The organism is Anaerobacillus sp. ABA4_114, from assembly GCF_056159065.1.
In genome coordinates, this window is the sequence record NZ_JBSWUM010000001.1 from 1,487,655 (window position 1) to 1,500,953 (window position 13,299).

Consider the following 13,299-nt stretch of genomic DNA (forward strand, 5'->3'; position numbering starts at 1 on the left):
ATGTAAAGATATTGTAAAAGAAATCAGTCATTTAGGTGGAACTCAATATAAACCATTTTATTTATCCCTTTTTCTAAATGCTTAATATGTTTTTCGCATTTAGCTTTCTCGAAATAGTAGTGTCCATTCACAAATATCTTGAGTTTTAACGACCCATCATCGAGAATATCTAGTGCAAAGTGCTTAATGATATTTCTGTTCGTTATATTTAAGCAGTGGGAGAGTTTCAAAATAGCCCCAACTACTTCAAATTGTCTTCTTTCGTCACTGTTGAACCAATCTGTAAATGGTTCGATGAATTGGTTAAAACTTGAACGATTTTTAAATGAAGAGAGTAAGGCTAGAATAACTCGTTCCTTATGATTAAGTCCGTTAATCGCAGTGTTTGTCAGGATGTAGAATGTATGATGATTTACAGATTCACCTTCGATATGATGTCCGAGATAATTTAGTTGTGAAGCCAATTCAATCTGTTTTTTCCACTCTGACCAAGTAATAAAACCTGCTTTCTTGAAGCATTCGGTCAATTTAAGAGCTGTTTGCGTGAGGTGTGTGACTTTGTTTTGATCGATTTGATATTTATGACTTAACTCTTCAACACTTTTAGCAGTAACACTCGGATAGCGTTCCCTGAGACTCTTCTCAATCAAGGTGTCATACATATAACCTTCTCTAAGACCTTTCCTACACATAAGAAAAGAGGGGGCTTCAACATATTCAGTAAATGAGGAGATGGCTTGGATTGCTGGTATGATGATGTCTGCTCGTTCTTTTGAAAGTCCTTCTATCTTCTTTCTGTTAGATAGTGTTTCTTGTCTCAATGTCTCGATAACGGTTTTCATCTCTTCTGCAGGAAATTCATAATGGTGTATGCCAGATAAAGGGTATGCACATTGCCTTTGATGAATGAGTGAGAGGTTTCTAGCACTACCTCCAATGCCTGCAACCCGTGCTCCTCGAACCTTTATCCACGGAATTTTTGAGAATTCATGCTGTACATGTTTGGTGATCTGTTGTAGTTCCGTCATGGTTGGCTTTTCATTTAAAATGAAATCTTGATTTAATGTCAATGCTCCAAATGGAAAGCTGTGATAATGCTTTATTTTTCTGTTCTCAATATATGTAATTTCGGTGCTGCCTCCACCTATGTCAATCGTATAGCCATCCTGCAAGTTTGTAGTGTGGATAACAGATAGGTAACCAAAGTACGCTTCTTCTTGTTCGCTCAACACGCGAACTGTCAAATCTGTTTCTTTCTCTATTCGTTCTACGATTTGTTTTTTATTCTTCGCTTCTCGTATCGCTGCAGTAGCGATGATCTCAATTTGTTCTAGTTGGTAGTGATTTGTTATTTCGTGAAACAGTGATAAAGTGTCTAATATAACATCGATTCCTTTTTCGTTTATCGAATGACTCTGATTAAAGTATGTTCTTAGCCTAGCTGTATATTTTAAATTTTGCACTTCTTGAAGTTCATTAAAGGAATTAAGTTTATAGATAACAAGCCGAATTGTATTCGAGCCCATATCGATGACTCCGTAGTAAGGTTGTGTAGGCAATGTCAACATCCTCTCTAAGCATGTGATTAATGCAAGTATTTTGAATATAAGAGATTAATCGTATAAAATTTACAAAACCACTTAATAAAGGTATACTACTAATGTAAATCGTAATCATTCTTATAAAAATAAAATGGCAGGTTTTAAATAATGACAAACACAAATATGGTGGATGCAACGAACGTTTCGTTTCACTATGGTGATCGTTATGTTCTAGAAGATGTGTCCTTTACTGTTCCAAAAGGTGCCTTCGTAGGATTAGTAGGGCCTAACGGATCAGGTAAATCAACACTAATTAAGATTATACTTGGTTTATTAAAGCCACAAAAGGGTCAAGTACATTTGCTTGGAAATCAGGTTAATAAATTTCAACAGTGGAGCAAGGTAGGGTACGTTTCTCAAAAAGCAAACAGTTTTAACTCAGGCTTTCCTGCTTCAGTATTTGAAGTCGTATCCATGGGGCTTACTAGCAAACTTGGCTTGTTTAAGTTCATGAACGCTAAGCATAAAAAAGCGGTATATGACGCACTCGCACTTGTTGGAATGGAAGCCTATTCCGACCGAAATATAGGGGAACTATCAGGTGGGCAGCAACAAAGAGTCTTTATCGCTAGAGCATTAGTGAGTGACCCAGACTTTCTCATACTAGATGAACCTACTGTGGGCGTTGATGTTGGTTCTACAAGTGAATTTTATAATTTGCTCGGAAGATTAAACAAAGAGAATGGCATCACACTGCTGCTCGTTACGCATGATATCGGGACGATCACCGATAAGGTCACGCATGTGGCTTGCTTAAATCGAACCTTGCATTTTCATGGTGAAACGGAAGAATTTGAACAGTTTAACGAAAGTGACCTCTCTGACTTTTATGGACACCATGTACATGTTTTAAATCACGACCATGGTCATGGAGGAGTCTAGATGATTCAAGCATTATTGAAATTTGAATTTTTACAGAATGCATTCTTAGCGGGAATATTAATCGGTGTGATCGCTCCGCTTCTAGGAGTGTTTCTTGTCGTTAGAAGACAGGCGTTGATTGCTGATGCACTTTCTCATATCACCTTAGCAGGTATTGCCGCTAGTCTTCTTATGGGGAAATATGTAACAAGTTGGCAGTTAGTTAACCCTGTTTATATGGGGATGGGCTTTTCTGCAGTAGGCTCTTTGTTTATCGAACAACTTCGAAAAGTTTATAAGCATTTCGAAGAGCTTGCTATTCCGATTACGCTCTCAGGTGGAATTGGATTAGGCGTTGTTTTCATATCCTTAGCTGATGGATTTAATTCGGATCTTTTTAATTATTTGTTTGGAAGTGTAATTGCAATAAGTAGAAGTGATTTGTTAGCAGTTACTGTTATTACGATCATTGTCTTAGCTGTTGTGATCTTATTATATAAAGAGCTTTTCTTCCTATCGTTCGATGAGGAGCATGCTGTGGTTTCAGGAATAAGAGGGAAATGGATTCACATCGTCTTTATACTGATCGTAGCATTTGTGATAGCTGTATCGATGCAGATTGTTGGAGTCCTATTGGTTTCAGCACTGATGACCCTTCCTGTCGCTGCAAGTATTCGTATTGCGAAAGGATTTAAACAAACGATCTTCCTCTCCATCCTCATAGGAGAAGCTTCAGTGATCGGTGGATTGATTCTTGCCTACTATCTCGATATAGCACCTGGCGGAACAATCGTACTTTTATCTGCAATCATATTAGTCATAATTCTCATCTTAAAACGCTGGCAACAAGGGAAATCTTAATGTGAAGAGGTGGAAAGATGAATGTATCTAGTGCACTAGAAATCCTAAAAAACGAAGGATATAAATATACTGAAAAACGAGAGGACCTTGTGGTATTTTTTGCCAAAGAAAAAAGGTATCTTTCTGCAAGGGAAGTACTGACGTATATGCAGAAAACATATCCTGGCATGAGTGTGGATACAATTTACCGAAACCTTACTCTTTTTAGAGATTTGGGTATCCTTGAGGAAACAGAATGGAATGGTGAAAAACGCTATCGCCTAAGCTGTGCGACTGATGCTCATCATCATCATCTCATCTGCCTTGATTGCGGAAGAACACGGCAAATCGAGGCTTGTCCAATGGACAATATTCCTGTTTACGATCCAGATTTTGAAGTAGTAGGGCATAAATTCGAGATTTACGGTAAATGCGGAGAATGTCAATAAGGTATGAAAGAAGCGGAAGGGGCTACCTTCCGCTTTCGTAATGATAAAGCCATTTTTTTGCTTCGATCCAACTGTTCATCCGAATCACTCCCGAGGGAACTGCACCTTGGTTATACGGTGTATTAAAAAGGATGACGGGAATGTTACAGTCTTCAGCGATCGCACACGCATTATCGTGTTTATCTTCGAAGAAAACGTCAACTTGATGACGCTTTATGGATTCGATCTTGTTGTGTTTACCGATTAATTCAATATGATGATACGGTACATCGTTAGTGGTAAACCATTCTTTCGTCGTTTCAAACAGGTGATTCCCTCTTGCGCTAATGTAAACAAGCTCATAATCATCTTTCCATCCGTGTAAAGTGGGGTGAGCGTGTTCTGCCATAAACGCGTTGGAATAAATTCTTTCTTCATTTGCTTTTAACCAATTTATAAAATCATCTTTAGAAACATTTAATAGTCCTGCAAGATCATATTGTGTAATATCTTCAAGTACTAATTGTTTGTTGAAGGACGAATTCAAATAAGGTAAAAAGGTTTTTGGGCTTGTAATAGTTCCGTCGATATCAAGCCCTAGTCTTTGTAGTGGCATAAAAAAACTCCTTTTCATTCACTCTCCTTCAATCATATCATATTCAGTGGATCTCGATTGAGGAATTGGTAGTAACTTACTTCATAATAGCAAATAACCTTCCGTATCTTTGCGAATACTAAACATGCTCCACTACAGATTAAAGGTGAGGGATGTATATGACAGAAGACAGACGTGAGGATTTGGAACTTCTGGAGGAAGAAAGAGTTGATCTACAATCGGAAGAAGATTATCTCGAAGAATCAGCTGCAGAAGTAGCACCTTCTGGAGTTCTTGATCGTCCTTATTTACAGTCGCCTGAAAATGAACGTCCAAGAGCTGAGGAGCGCGAAGAACATTTTGAAGCTAAAAGACAGGAGCAAGAGAAAACAGGAGTCGGTGTCGGTATAGCCGCACTAGCTCTTTCGGTCATCTCCCTGTTCATTTTACCCGTCATATTTGGAGCAGCGGGTATCGTAGTAGGGTTTATAGCGAGAAGGAGAGGACTTACGACTCTAGGTAGCTGGGCTATCGGTGTCGGGGTAGCCTCAATGATCATTTCGTTATTCTTCGCACCGTTCTTTTAGTGGATAAATGTAAAAAGAGCCTGTTCATTTGAACAGGCTCTTTCTTTATGCGTTTGATTCAGCTTTTGCTTTTTCTTCTTCCATCTTCTTGTAATGCTCTTCAGCAATCTTATCGACTTCTTTTTTCAGTTCGTCAACCATAATTTCTTCCGGGACTTTTCTTATGATTTCACCATGACGGAAAAGTAGCCCTTCACCACGTGCACCTGCGATACCGATATCCGCTTCACGTGCTTCTCCTGGTCCATTTACTGCGCAACCTAGCACTGCAACTTTGATTGGAGCCTTAATCGTGGAGATGTATTCTTCAACTTCGTTGGCGATACTGATCAGATCGATCTCGATCCTTCCGCAAGTTGGGCAAGAAATCAACGTTGCTGCATTAGAAGCAAGTCCAAACGATTTAAGAAGTTCTCTTGCGACTTTGACCTCTTCTACAGGGTCAGCACTTAGAGAGATACGTGCAGTATTCCCGATCCCTTTTGAAAGAATGACTCCGAGACCTGCTGCGCTTTTTACAGTCCCTGCAAAAAGAGTACCTGATTCTGTAATTCCTAGATGCAGCGGGTAGTCAAAAGCTTTCGCAGCAAGTTCGTATGCTTCTGTTGCAAGGTTTACATCGGAAGCCTTCATAGACACAATGATGTCATAGAAATCAAGGTCTTCTAGAATCTTAATGTGATGAAGTGCACTCTCTAACATTCCTTGTGCTGTTGGATAACCATACTTCTCCAAGATCTTTCGTTCAAGTGAACCAGCGTTTACTCCGATACGAATAGGAATGCCTTTTGCTTTTGCTGCTTTAACAACTGCTTCGACTTTCTCTCTTCGTCCGATATTACCTGGGTTGATACGGATCTTATCAGCTCCACCTTCGATAGCTTTGAGAGCGAGCTTATAATCAAAATGGATATCTACTACAAGCGGAATGTTGATTCGCTTCTTTATTTCTGGAATGGCATTTGCTGCGCGCTCATCAGGACAAGCAACACGAACAACCTGACATCCAGCTTCTTCTAAACGCTCGATCTCAGCCACAGTGGCTTCGACGTCGTGTGTTTTAGTCGTTGTCATACTTTGAATGACGACTTCATTGTTTCCACCTATAGTCAAAGGACCAACTTTTACAGGTCTTGTCTTTGTACGGTGAGTAATTTCATTCATGCGAAAATCGCTCCTTTTACATGTAGGATCATACCTCATGATTAGATAGCTTAAATTATTTCTTTCCTGCATAAGGATTTAGACTCATTAATAATACTATCTCATTGTAGCAACTTATGAATACGATTGACAAGAAATAATCACTGGGTTTCCACATCCATGTAAGATGGAACTTTATATTGTTCTCCTATTTGGATATGTGTAGGGGGAATTCCGTTTAACTGTTTAAAATCATTTACCACAGTATCTATAGATACTGGAATCGAACCGTTCGTCTTTTCAACAATTGAAAGAACTGTATCTCCCGCAGCTACTTTGTAGAGGACATAAGGCTTTTCTCCCTGCTCGTTGGATTCGGAAACAACTTGTACTGCAGGAGGATTATACGTTGCAAGAGTCCCGGTAGTTAAATCGTAATAGGTGGTGTGAAGGACGAGAATTATTATAAAAGCAGTTAGTAGTTTACGCATTGCAAACCCCGCTTTCTTAACTGTTTTTACTTTTACCTTATGCTTGTCCCACGAGGTTATTCCTCTGTTTTTCGAATTTTCTTTTCTTTGAGGAAGGACTGCAGTAAAATAACATGCATATAGGTGTATTACTTTCCTTACTTCTAAAATAAAGGAGAATGAATGATGATCAAAAAACTTTTACCATACTTATTAACAGTTAGTTTGCTTGTGTTCGTATTACCTATAGATGCATTGGCTGATGCCAGTGAAGGGGACGTCATCATTACGCTTGGTGAAGATTTATCAGAGAGTCAACAACAGGAATTATTGAAAGAAATGAATGCTCCAGAAGAAGCATTAACCGTTACGGTATCGAATGAAGAAGAACATAAATACCTTGGTGATTATATAAGTAAAGGCTTGATCGGAACACGTGCTCTTTCATCATCATCGATCACGATAGGCAAAAAGGATGAAGGGTTGAGTGTAGAAACCAACAATATCAATTGGGTAACCGATGAGATGTATACAAACGCTTTGATAACGGCTGGTGTTAAGGATGCTGCCGTTTATGTCACTGCACCCATTGAAGTGTCTGGAACGGCTGCACTCACTGGTTTGATAAAAGCGTATGAAGTCAGTATGGACAAAGTGATACCAGAAGAGCAAAAACAAGTCGCAAATGAAGAGCTTGTAAAGACAGCTAAGCTAAGTGAAAGCATTGGAGCTGAAAAAGCTACAGAATTAATGACAAAGATAAAAGATGAGATAGCATCGAATCCACCTGAAACAGAAGAAGAGCTTAGAAGTCTAATTCAACAAATCGCAAAAGACTCAGGTATTGAATTAACAAATGAGGAGTTAGACGGCCTTGTTGCGTTATTTGAACGAATGAAGAATTTAAATATTGATTGGGACCAAGTTAGAAGCCAATTAGAGAATGCAAAAGAAAACTTGAATGAATTTCTAAACAAGGAAGAAACAAAGAATTTTATTAGCAAGTTTATTGATTTTATTAAATCGATCATCGATAGCATCGCTGGGGCGTTTCAATCATAAAAACCGAGAAACTTTTTTGATCTTCATTCGTATATAGGATAGAGGAATAAATAGGGAGGCGGTTTTGGATGGATATTTTAGCTGTACCTGCGATTGGATTCATCGTCGTCTTATTAGGGGTCTTATTCTTATTCGGGGAAATTCTAGTGCGCACAAAAGGTATTTTTGGACTGATTGGGATATTGATTTTAACGCTTTATTTCAGTTTCCACCTTACGTCGACAGTTTCAATCCTCTGGATGGGATTGGTCTTTGCAGTAGGTCTTGGTTTAGTGGTGCTTGACGGAAAGTTACTAAACGATGGTACCTTTGGATTAATTGGTATCCTTATCATGATTACTGCTGTCGCGTTACCTTCACCTTCTTTCATATACGGACTTCTCGTATCTAGTGGTTTTCTATTAGGAGCAGCTGCATCATTCTTATTCTTGAAGGTATTTACTGCGAGGAAGATGTGGACGAAAATGACCTTAAAAGATCGATTAAGTGGTGATATGGGTTATAACTCGATGAATAGTGAATACAAAGACCTGGTAGGTCATACAGCAAAAGCGATCACACCATTTAGGCCAAGTGGAACGATCGAAGTGAATAATAAGAAGTATAGCGCTATTTCAGTTGGAAGATGGATCGATGAAGGTACTACTGTAACGATAACAGATGTGGATGGAACAAGAATCTTGATAGAAGAAAAAGTAGCTGATGAAACACTGCAAGTGTAAAGAAGTCCTCCCGGCACACCGGGAGGACTTCTTTTTGTTCTAACGATTATTCTTGCCTCTTTTTGGGGAGTGGAATTTCTTTCAGTACCATATACAATAGCAAGATCGCTACGAACCAGTATACTAAAAAGCCAAATGGAACTTGCGTACGTAACAGGCTCATAATAGTGAAAAATAACGTCGGTATCGTTACAGAATAGGCAGAAAGTATCCAAAGCTGCTTATAGGAAACTCTTCTCTTGGTCATATTTTTCAAGGTCAAACCAATTGTAGCAAGGACCGTCACACCTATAAATTTAAGACCTGTTTGTAAAAGATACACGACGAAAATGACAAGGGGTATAAAGATAGGAAGCAAATCATCGAGTGTTTGTGACAGTTCAATCACATCACTTTTTGTGAAACTCATCGTACTGAAGTTACTATAATCAAATTCCTGTAATGTACCAGAGTCTTTAATCATTATTCTGTCTCCTAAAAATGCAATGACAGTCTGATATCCTTCTACATCATCAGGTTTTGTTTCACCAGTAGCGTCAAAGATAAATGTTTCTCCGTCTTCCTTCGTTATATACGGCTCATCTTGATCAGCAGATAACGTTCCATCTACAAGTTTAAATTCAGGAACGTCACTTATATGGGATTTCAATTCATCGTAAGCATTCGTAAATGTAACGGTGGTTAGAATTCCAACTGGTACGGATGCAAGAAGCATTAAAAGAAAAACATATAAGATCGGTTTTCCAAGCTTTTGAAAACGAAAGCGCGCCATCATCTTTGGAGAGTAAAGGCTGTAAAATAGTTGTTTAAATATGTTCAAATTCAAATCTCCTTCCATTAATTACACAAACCCATAAACTAGTTTAGCTTATATTCCACTTAGGGAACAATAAACTCGGTTAAAGTTTTTCATTCCCTTTGTGAATAAATCATTACAAAATCTATATTTAGTCTTTACAAAAGAAAGGGTGATGTAGATAATAGACAAGGGACTTTGTTGAGTATTGTCGAAAAAAATAAAATGGTGCAAGGGGTTGAAATGATGGAACTCAACGTTCAGGAGATGATCTTTCAGTTTGTGGGAGGTCTAGGTATTTTCCTGTTTGGACTTAAGTATATGGGTGATGGCCTTCAAAGATCAGCGGGCGATCGATTAAGAGATATATTAGATCGCTTCACAACGAACCCATTCATGGGTGTGTTAGCAGGTATAGTCGTTACTATCTTGTTACAAACCAGTTCAGGAACTACAGTTCTTACAGTAGGACTAGTAAATGCAGGATTTATGACTCTTAAACAGGCTATCGGAGTTATAATGGGAGCAAATATAGGAACAACTGTAACAGCATTCATAATTGGTATACCTATCAAAGATTACGCACTACCTATCCTATTTATTGGTGCAGCATTGATCTTCTTTGTTAAAAACAAAAAGATAACGTATCTTGGACAGATCATCTTTGGTTTTGGTGGTTTATTCTATGGTTTAGAACTGATGAGTAACGGTATGAAACCTTTAAGAACTCTTCAGGTATTCCAAGATCTTACGGTTAGTATGAGTGAAAACCCAATATTGGGAGTAGTCATTGGTACCGTATTTACTGTCATCGTACAAAGTTCAAGTGCTACGATTGGCGTTCTGCAAAGTTTATTCTCTCAGGATGCTATGTCCCTACAAGCTGCTATGCCAGTTCTATTCGGAGATAACATAGGAACGACAGTAACTGCTGTTTTAGCATCGATTGGTGCCTCAGTTGCAGCAAGAAGGGCAGCACTTACACATGTTATATTTAACTTAATTGGTACTACAGTGTTCTTGATTATATTATCACTGTACACACCTTTCATTGCATATATCCAAGATGCACTTAATTTAAATGCAGAAATGACTATTGCATTTGCACACGGTATTTTTAATGTTTCTAATACAATCATTCAGTTCCCATTCATTGCATTACTTGCTGTATTAGTAACAAAAATTATTCCTGGTGATGATACTGCGATCGAGTATAAGCCAAAGCACCTTGATCCGGTATTTATCGAACGTTCTCCATCTGTCGCGCTTGGACAAGCAAAAGAAGAAGTTATTCGTATGAGCGAATTTGCTTATAAAGGTGTAAAAGAAGCTTCGAAATATGTCACTTCAAAAGAGCAAAAAAGTGCAGAGAAAACTGCTCAATATGAAGACGCGATCAATAACTTAGACACAAAGATCACAGATTATTTAATTCAGCTATCTGCAACCTCTCTTTCAGCTGAGGAGTCAACTCGACATGGTATGTTGATGGACTCGGTTCGTGATATTGAGCGAGTTGGAGATCATATGGAAAATATCGTCGAGCTCGTTGATTATCAGATCAGCAACAAAGTGAAGATGACTGACGTAGCTATGAAAGACCTTGATCAAATGTTTGATCTTACGCTAACGACTCTTCAACAGGCATTTGATGCATTGGATAATTGGGATGTTGAGAAGGCTCGAGAAGTTGTGAAGTTAGAGAATAAGATCGATAAAATGGAAAGATCTCTTCGTAAGCAGCATATCATGAGGTTAAATGAAGGCGAATGTACAGGAAGTGCAGGAATCGTCTTTGTAGATATGATCAGTAACCTAGAACGTATAGGTGATCACGCTGTTAATATTGCAGAAGCAGTTATCGGAGAAGAGTAATAAAAAGTCGGGGCTTAGCTAGCCCTGACTTTTTTTATTCTATATAATAGAAGAAAAAGGGGGGCAACATGGATATCTTATACTGGGTACTCATAATAGCATCGTTTGTAGTGGCGTTTGTAGGACTAATCTATCCAATCATTCCATCGGTTCTTTTTATTTACATAGGATATATTGTGTACGGTGTATTTTTCGAATTTAGTTCAATGACAATTTCTTTTTGGATTATTCAAATTCTATTTACCGCGCTACTATTTCTTGCTGATTATGCTAGCAACTTATTTGGAGTCAAGAAATATGGAGGATCGAAAGCAGCCATATGGGGAAGTACTATAGGGTTATTGGTCGGACCTTTCGTTATCCCTTTTCTAGGAATTATTCTTGGTCCTTTCATTGGGGCAGTGGGAGCGGAGTTAATCTTTCATCGAAAACCATTAAGAGAGTCGATTAATGTAGGAGTCGGATCTTTACTTGGTTTTCTTGGGGGAGCGTTAATGAAAGGTGTTATTCAGGCAATAATGATTGTTATCTTTCTTGTTTATGTTCTTTAGTAATCTTGATGAAGGGACAAAACCATGCTATAGTAATTTCATCGCTGATTTTTCAGCAATAAAAATTATATCACAAAAGTTATTGACTTCTTTTTAAACTATATGGTATAGTTATTCTTGTCGTTAAGAGATATTCCACAGTAGCTCAGTGGTAGAGCTATCGGCTGTTAACCGATCGGTCGTAGGTTCGAATCCTACCTGTGGAGCCATATGGCGGTGTAGCTCAGCTGGCTAGAGCGTACGGTTCATACCCGTGAGGTCGGGGGTTCGATCCCCTCCGCCGCTACCATATTAACTTAACACAATGGCGATTGTGGCGAAGTGGTTAACGCACCGGATTGTGGTTCCGGCATTCGTGGGTTCGATTCCCATCAGTCGCCCCATTTACATTGGACCCTTAGCTCAGCTGGTTAGAGCTGACGGCTCATAACCGTCCGGTCGCAGGTTCGAGTCCTGCAGGGTCCACCATACGCGGAGGAATACCCAAGTCTGGCTGAAGGGATCGGTCTTGAAAACCGACAGGGGCTTAACGGCCCGCGGGGGTTCGAATCCCTCTTCCTCCGCCATCTTTCTTCTAAGTATGGAAAAGTAAGTTAATAATCGTATGATTTTATCGTCGCGGGATGGAGCAGTTCGGTAGCTCGTCGGGCTCATAATCCGAAGGTCGCAGGTTCAAATCCTGCTCCCGCAACCAAAATAAACTTTTAACTACGTCGAATAAACATCGTTGTTAAAAGTTAATCGTAGTCCCTTTAGGGGCAACCTAAACGCATAATAAACAGTTACATCTTTAAATTGTAAAGACATTCTACATAACCATTCACGTTTAGATTGAATTATTAATTGAATTAACAATCATGGCTCTGTAGCTCAGTCGGTAGAGCAGTGGACTGAAAATCCACGTGTCGGCGGTTCGATTCCGTCCGGAGCCACCATATTAACATCGATTCACCACCTTGTAGGTGGTTTTTTTATGTTTACGATTCTTTATGTGTGGAATTATAAAAAGTGGTGACGATATCACGATGTTAAACATTTGAAAACAAAGGATAAATCTGCTACTGTAAAAATGTGATACATTGTGATCATGACTTGTGACGCAATAGTCACAAGGGTTACATACTTTTAAAGGAGGAGATTTACAATGGCTAAATTTGAACTACCACAACTACCTTACGATTTTAACGCTCTAGAGCCACATATCGACGAAGAAACAATGAAGATTCACCACGGCAAACACCACAATGCTTATGTTACAAAGCTAAACGGTGCACTTGAGGGTCATGAAAACTTAGCTGACAAAAGCCTTGAAGATCTTCTTGGCAACCTGGATGCTGTACCTGAAGGAATTCGTACTGCAGTAAGAAATAATGGTGGCGGACATGCTAACCACACACTTTTCTGGCAAGTACTTAGTCCAAACGGTGGCGGCGAACCATCAGGTGACTTGAGCGAAGCAATCAAAAAGAAATTTGGAAGCTTTGAAAGCTTCAAAGACGAGTTCGCTAGTGCTGCTGCAGGACGCTTTGGTTCTGGCTGGGCATGGCTTATCGTTAAAGGTGGAGAACTAGAAATCACTAGTACTCCAAACCAAGATACTCCTGTAATGGAAGGCATTACTCCAATTCTTGGCCTTGACGTTTGGGAGCATGCTTACTATCTTAAGTATCAAAACAAGCGCCCAGATTACATCAGTGCATTCTGGAATGTTGTTAACTGGGATGAAGTAGCTAAGCGTTACGAAGCTGCAAAATAATCGCCAAAACCC

14 protein-coding genes and 7 tRNA genes are annotated in these 13,299 nt (G+C 39.1%); 16 read left to right on the forward strand and 5 right to left on the reverse strand.

The window, feature by feature from the left end; translation table 11 throughout:
• Nucleotides 1–23: 23 nt before the first annotated feature.
• A complete protein-coding gene (locus ACXAEY_RS07360; RefSeq protein WP_474811087.1) occupies nucleotides 24–1,559 on the reverse strand; it encodes a Ppx/GppA phosphatase family protein in 1,536 nt (511 codons plus the stop codon).
• Nucleotides 1,560–1,709: 150 nt separating this feature from the next.
• On the opposite strand from ACXAEY_RS07360, the gene ACXAEY_RS07365 reads away from it, so the two are divergent.
• The 3 genes from ACXAEY_RS07365 to ACXAEY_RS07375 are packed head-to-tail and all read left to right on the forward strand — an operon-like array spanning nucleotide 1,710 to nucleotide 3,751.
• A complete protein-coding gene (locus tag ACXAEY_RS07365; protein ID WP_474811089.1) occupies nucleotides 1,710–2,483 on the forward strand; it encodes a metal ABC transporter ATP-binding protein in 774 nt (257 codons plus the stop codon).
• Complete coding sequence (locus ACXAEY_RS07370) at nucleotides 2,484–3,323, forward strand: metal ABC transporter permease (RefSeq protein WP_474811091.1); 840 nt, start codon at nucleotides 2,484–2,486, stop codon at nucleotides 3,321–3,323.
• A 17-nt stretch (nucleotides 3,324–3,340) separates the two neighbouring features.
• Nucleotides 3,341–3,751 (forward strand): Fur family transcriptional regulator, encoded by a 411-nt coding sequence (locus ACXAEY_RS07375; protein ID WP_474811093.1) that lies wholly within the window; start codon nucleotides 3,341–3,343, stop codon nucleotides 3,749–3,751.
• A 22-nt stretch (nucleotides 3,752–3,773) separates the two neighbouring features.
• Here ACXAEY_RS07375 and ACXAEY_RS07380 read toward each other — a convergent pair whose 3' ends face one another.
• Nucleotides 3,774–4,346, reverse strand: coding sequence for a 5' nucleotidase, NT5C type (locus ACXAEY_RS07380; RefSeq protein WP_270179301.1), 573 nt, complete (start codon nucleotides 4,344–4,346; stop codon nucleotides 3,774–3,776).
• 158 nt (nucleotides 4,347–4,504) lie between these two features.
• Here ACXAEY_RS07380 and ACXAEY_RS07385 point away from each other — a divergent pair, with 158 nt between their 5' ends.
• Complete coding sequence (locus tag ACXAEY_RS07385; protein WP_270179300.1) at nucleotides 4,505–4,912, forward strand: hypothetical protein; 408 nt, start codon at nucleotides 4,505–4,507, stop codon at nucleotides 4,910–4,912.
• Nucleotides 4,913–4,957: 45 nt separating this feature from the next.
• On the opposite strand, the gene ispG is transcribed toward ACXAEY_RS07385, so the two are convergent.
• Complete coding sequence (ispG, locus tag ACXAEY_RS07390; protein WP_474811095.1) at nucleotides 4,958–6,076, reverse strand: flavodoxin-dependent (E)-4-hydroxy-3-methylbut-2-enyl-diphosphate synthase; 1,119 nt, start codon at nucleotides 6,074–6,076, stop codon at nucleotides 4,958–4,960.
• A gap of 140 nt (nucleotides 6,077–6,216) precedes the next feature.
• Nucleotides 6,217–6,546 (reverse strand): LysM peptidoglycan-binding domain-containing protein, encoded by a 330-nt coding sequence (locus ACXAEY_RS07395; RefSeq protein ID WP_474811097.1) that lies wholly within the window; start codon nucleotides 6,544–6,546, stop codon nucleotides 6,217–6,219.
• A gap of 165 nt (nucleotides 6,547–6,711) precedes the next feature.
• Here ACXAEY_RS07395 and ACXAEY_RS07400 point away from each other — a divergent pair, with 165 nt between their 5' ends.
• Both ACXAEY_RS07400 and ACXAEY_RS07405 read left to right on the forward strand, forming a co-directional pair.
• Entirely contained in the window at nucleotides 6,712–7,587 is an 876-nt protein-coding gene (locus tag ACXAEY_RS07400; RefSeq protein ID WP_474811099.1) for a DUF1002 domain-containing protein, read from the forward strand.
• A gap of 68 nt (nucleotides 7,588–7,655) precedes the next feature.
• A complete protein-coding gene (locus tag ACXAEY_RS07405) occupies nucleotides 7,656–8,309 on the forward strand; it encodes an NfeD family protein (RefSeq protein WP_474811101.1) in 654 nt (217 codons plus the stop codon).
• A gap of 46 nt (nucleotides 8,310–8,355) precedes the next feature.
• Here the strand turns inward: ACXAEY_RS07405 and ACXAEY_RS07410 are convergent, their stop codons facing one another.
• Nucleotides 8,356–9,129 carry a DUF1189 domain-containing protein gene (locus ACXAEY_RS07410; protein WP_270179295.1) on the reverse strand — a complete coding sequence of 258 codons (774 nt, stop codon included), beginning with the start codon at nucleotides 9,127–9,129 and terminating at the stop codon, nucleotides 8,356–8,358.
• A gap of 222 nt (nucleotides 9,130–9,351) precedes the next feature.
• On the opposite strand from ACXAEY_RS07410, the gene ACXAEY_RS07415 reads away from it, so the two are divergent.
• From ACXAEY_RS07415 to ACXAEY_RS07460, 10 genes are all read left to right on the forward strand, one after another.
• A complete protein-coding gene (locus tag ACXAEY_RS07415; protein ID WP_270180593.1) occupies nucleotides 9,352–10,980 on the forward strand; it encodes a Na/Pi cotransporter family protein in 1,629 nt (542 codons plus the stop codon).
• Nucleotides 10,981–11,048: 68 nt separating this feature from the next.
• Nucleotides 11,049–11,531, forward strand: a complete 483-nt coding sequence (locus ACXAEY_RS07420; protein ID WP_270179294.1) for a DUF456 domain-containing protein — start codon at nucleotides 11,049–11,051, stop codon at nucleotides 11,529–11,531.
• A gap of 134 nt (nucleotides 11,532–11,665) precedes the next feature.
• Nucleotides 11,666–11,740: transfer RNA gene (locus tag ACXAEY_RS07425), tRNA-Asn, on the forward strand.
• 3 nt (nucleotides 11,741–11,743) lie between these two features.
• A tRNA-Met gene (locus ACXAEY_RS07430) sits at nucleotides 11,744–11,820 on the forward strand.
• Nucleotides 11,821–11,838: 18 nt separating this feature from the next.
• Nucleotides 11,839–11,914: transfer RNA gene (locus ACXAEY_RS07435), tRNA-His, on the forward strand.
• Between the two features lie 8 nt (nucleotides 11,915–11,922).
• Nucleotides 11,923–11,999 (forward strand) — tRNA-Ile (locus ACXAEY_RS07440).
• 5 nt (nucleotides 12,000–12,004) lie between these two features.
• Nucleotides 12,005–12,097, forward strand: a tRNA-Ser gene (locus ACXAEY_RS07445).
• Nucleotides 12,098–12,148: 51 nt separating this feature from the next.
• Nucleotides 12,149–12,225: transfer RNA gene (locus ACXAEY_RS07450), tRNA-Met, on the forward strand.
• Nucleotides 12,226–12,390: 165 nt separating this feature from the next.
• A tRNA-Phe gene (locus tag ACXAEY_RS07455) sits at nucleotides 12,391–12,466 on the forward strand.
• 209 nt (nucleotides 12,467–12,675) lie between these two features.
• The gene (locus ACXAEY_RS07460; protein ID WP_270179293.1) at nucleotides 12,676–13,287 is read left to right on the forward strand and encodes a superoxide dismutase; all 612 of its coding nucleotides are present in this window, start codon (nucleotides 12,676–12,678) and stop codon (nucleotides 13,285–13,287) included.
• Nucleotides 13,288–13,299 lie beyond the last annotated feature (12 nt).